Below are 2,996 nucleotides of genomic sequence, written 5' to 3' on the forward strand. Positions count from 1 at the left end.
GAGGAATGACGGGAAGCACGATATCTTGCCTGCGGCCGCGCCGATCGTAAGACGGCCGGGCCGCGCCGGAGTGCCTGTGATGTGCCCTGTGAATCCGATGGCAAAATGCACCGCGACGGAAAAAGCGCTGCCTCTCAAACGCAGCCCGATCACCCCGTCGCAGAGTGCGGACAAGTGCACGGCGCGCCAGAACTCATGCTTGTAGATGTTCTTTTGCGAACAAACAGTGTGCAGATCATGATGAGGAAAAAGGATGTATCAAGATGAGCAAAACAGTCGTGAAAGTAGAGCCGATTACAAGGGCAAGATAAAGGTAGGGCCTCCTCCCATCGGCCAAGTCTTTGTCTGCACATCGGTTTTCCCGGAGGCTGCGTGCGTGCGTCGGAGGCAGTCACGCGCAAACGTCTGATACTGCTGTAAATATCCGGAGGTTTGCGTGAAGGATGACGAGTTCAGGCCGAAACTCGGCAAGATTATGTCGCGCGGCTCGAAAGCCGGAAAGCGCTACGCCAACCAGCTTCGGGCGGCCATCAATCGGGCAGGCGGCAAGCACCGGCGTGGGCGTTCTACAGGCATCAGGACAGGGCGCGGCGGCGCTGCAGCCGCACTGCTGAAATCACGCGACCGCTATGCCGCCTTTCGTCAACGCCGGGTGATGGTGAAGGCGCGTTTTGTCAGGTTGGCCGGTAAGGGCATGGACGGAGCCCGTGCGCATCTGCGCTACATCCAGCGCGACGGTGTCACGCCCGAGGGTGAGCCCGGCGAGCTCTACGGCGCCGAGACCGATCGCGTGGACAGCAAGAACTTCCTCGAACGGTGCGATGGTGATCGGCATCAATTCCGCTTCATCGTCGCACCCGAAGACGGCATCCAGTATGATGACCTTAAGCCGTTGACCCGGCGCCTCATGGCGCAGATGGAGGAGGACCTCGGCACCAGGCTCGACTGGGTTGCGGTGGATCATTTCAACACCGGTCATCCCCACACTCATATCATCGTCCGCGGTAAGGACGACCGCGGCGAGAATCTCGTTATCGCGCGAGAGTATATTGCGAGCGGCATTCGTGAGCGGGCGGCCGAGTTGGTCAGCCTCGATCTCGGTCCACGCACCGACCGGGAGATCGAGCAGCGCCTTAGCCAGGAAATGGAACAGGAACGCTTCACCAGCATCGACCGGCATCTGCTGCGCATGCGCGACGGTGATGGCCTCGTCTCACCGGCGAACGGGGACGCCTTTCGCCAGACGCTGCATCAGGGGCGCCTGCGCAAGCTTGGGCGCATGGGTCTGGCCGAGGAGAGCGCCCCAGGCCGCTGGCTTCTCGATGACAATCTCGAGCCCACGTTGCGCCACATTGGAGAGCGCGCAGACATCATCAAGACCATGCACCGTGAGCTGACCGGCAAGGGGCTCACCCGCAGTGCCGCCGATTGCGTCGTCCACGAACGATCCGGCGAGCCAACCCGGCCTGTCGTCGGCCGTGTTGTCGCCCGCGGGCTCACCGACGAAATCAACGACCGGCATTACCTCATCGTCGATGGGGTGGATGGCAGAACCCACTACATCGACATTGGCAGGGGCGATGCGGCGGAGCCAACACCGACTGGCTGCATGGTACGGATAATGGCCAGAAGCACAGAGCCCAGGCAGGTAGACCACACCATCGCCGAAATCGCTTCAGCCAACGACGGGCGATACAGCATCGACATCCATCTGAAGTATGACCCGTCCGCCAACGAGCGCTTCGCCGCAACCCATGTCCGTCGGCTGGAGGCGATCCGCCGGGCGACAGGCGGCGTCGAGCGTGAGCCGGACGGCACCTGGATCATCGCGCCGAATCATCTTGAGCGCGTGGCGGATTACGAGCGTCAGCGAGCCAGGGCGGTGCCCGTGACAGTCGACAAGCTCTCCTCACTCTCGTTGGAGCAGCAGGTCAGCTTCGACGGTGCCACCTGGCTCGACAGCGAGCTGGTTTCCGATGATCCTGAGCCGCTGCGCGATGCCGGTTTCGGTCGCGAGGTGCGAGAGGCGCGAGTTCGGCGGCGGCAGTGGCTGATCGCACAAGGCCTCGCGCGCGCAGAACAGGACCGGATCGTTTATCGCACGAATATGCTGACAGTTCTGCGTCAGCGCGAATTGAATCGCATCGGTGAGCACCTCTCGGACGAACTTGGCCTGCCTTATGTCGAAACACGATCCGGCGAGCGCATCGAAGGCACGCTCCGCCGCCCCGTTGAACTCGCCAGTGGCACATACGCCGTAATCGAGAAGTCGCGCGAGTTCACCCTTGTACCGTGGCGGCCGGTGCTTGAGCGACATATCGGTAGGCAGGTTTCTGGCATCATGCGCGGCGAGGAGATTTCCTGGACGGTCGGACGGCAGAGAAGCGGGCCTGGCGTTTCGTGATCAGGCACAGGCATGGCGGTTTCCTGGTGCGCCTTTGGCATAAAGCGCCGAAGTGTATGGTGTTCATGCCTTCGCGCCACCCTATACATCGATGTGCTTCTGACGAATGTCCGGTCCTGGATCATGAAATGGCGCGGAATATGAGCAGCGTAAGCGTCAGTCAGATGAGAGATTCCCTCTCGAAGAGCATCAGCAGCCTCAACGGCAACAAGCTCAACGGGATGATGGCGGAGATCGATTTTCGACAGCACATCGTGACGCTGAAACGTGCCGCATATCGGCGGCCGGCTGGATTTCTCGAAGCAAGGGCGCTTCTTGTTTCGGGGATAGGGCGTCGGCTTTTCCGCAGCTGATCGACCCGCCAGAAGCTACTTGAAGCCGCCGGCACCGGAGCGCATCCCTCTTCCCTTTCATACCATCTGTGCAAATGCTTGTGAGAATTCCTCGCACTGCATTTGACACGTTGGATACCGTGCGGTTGGATACTCTCCGGTGACGGATCGCCGCTCCGTGAACGAAGCAACACGGCGAGGCTCGCAAGCCAAATCCGGGAACGACGCTATTACTGGCCTCGACTCCTTCCCGTCAGGGC

At 61.1% G+C, this 2,996-nt stretch carries 2 protein-coding genes; both read left to right on the forward strand.

Annotation, left to right across the window (positions count from 1 at the left end):
• The first annotated feature begins 436 nt into the window (after positions 1–436).
• Positions 437–2,404 carry a relaxase/mobilization nuclease RlxS gene (gene rlxS / locus L598_RS16315; protein ID WP_144864238.1) on the forward strand — a complete coding sequence of 656 codons (1,968 nt, stop codon included), beginning with the start codon at positions 437–439 and terminating at the stop codon, positions 2,402–2,404.
• A gap of 164 nt (positions 2,405–2,568) precedes the next feature.
• On the forward strand, positions 2,569–2,757 hold the full coding sequence (locus L598_RS16320; RefSeq protein ID WP_144864240.1) for a hypothetical protein: 189 nt from the start codon (positions 2,569–2,571) through the stop codon (positions 2,755–2,757).
• The last annotated feature ends 239 nt before the right edge of the window (positions 2,758–2,996 follow it).

This window comes from Mesorhizobium sp. J18 (assembly GCF_007829525.1).
In the GTDB taxonomy this organism is placed as follows: Bacteria; Pseudomonadota; Alphaproteobacteria; order Rhizobiales; family Rhizobiaceae; genus VLJP01.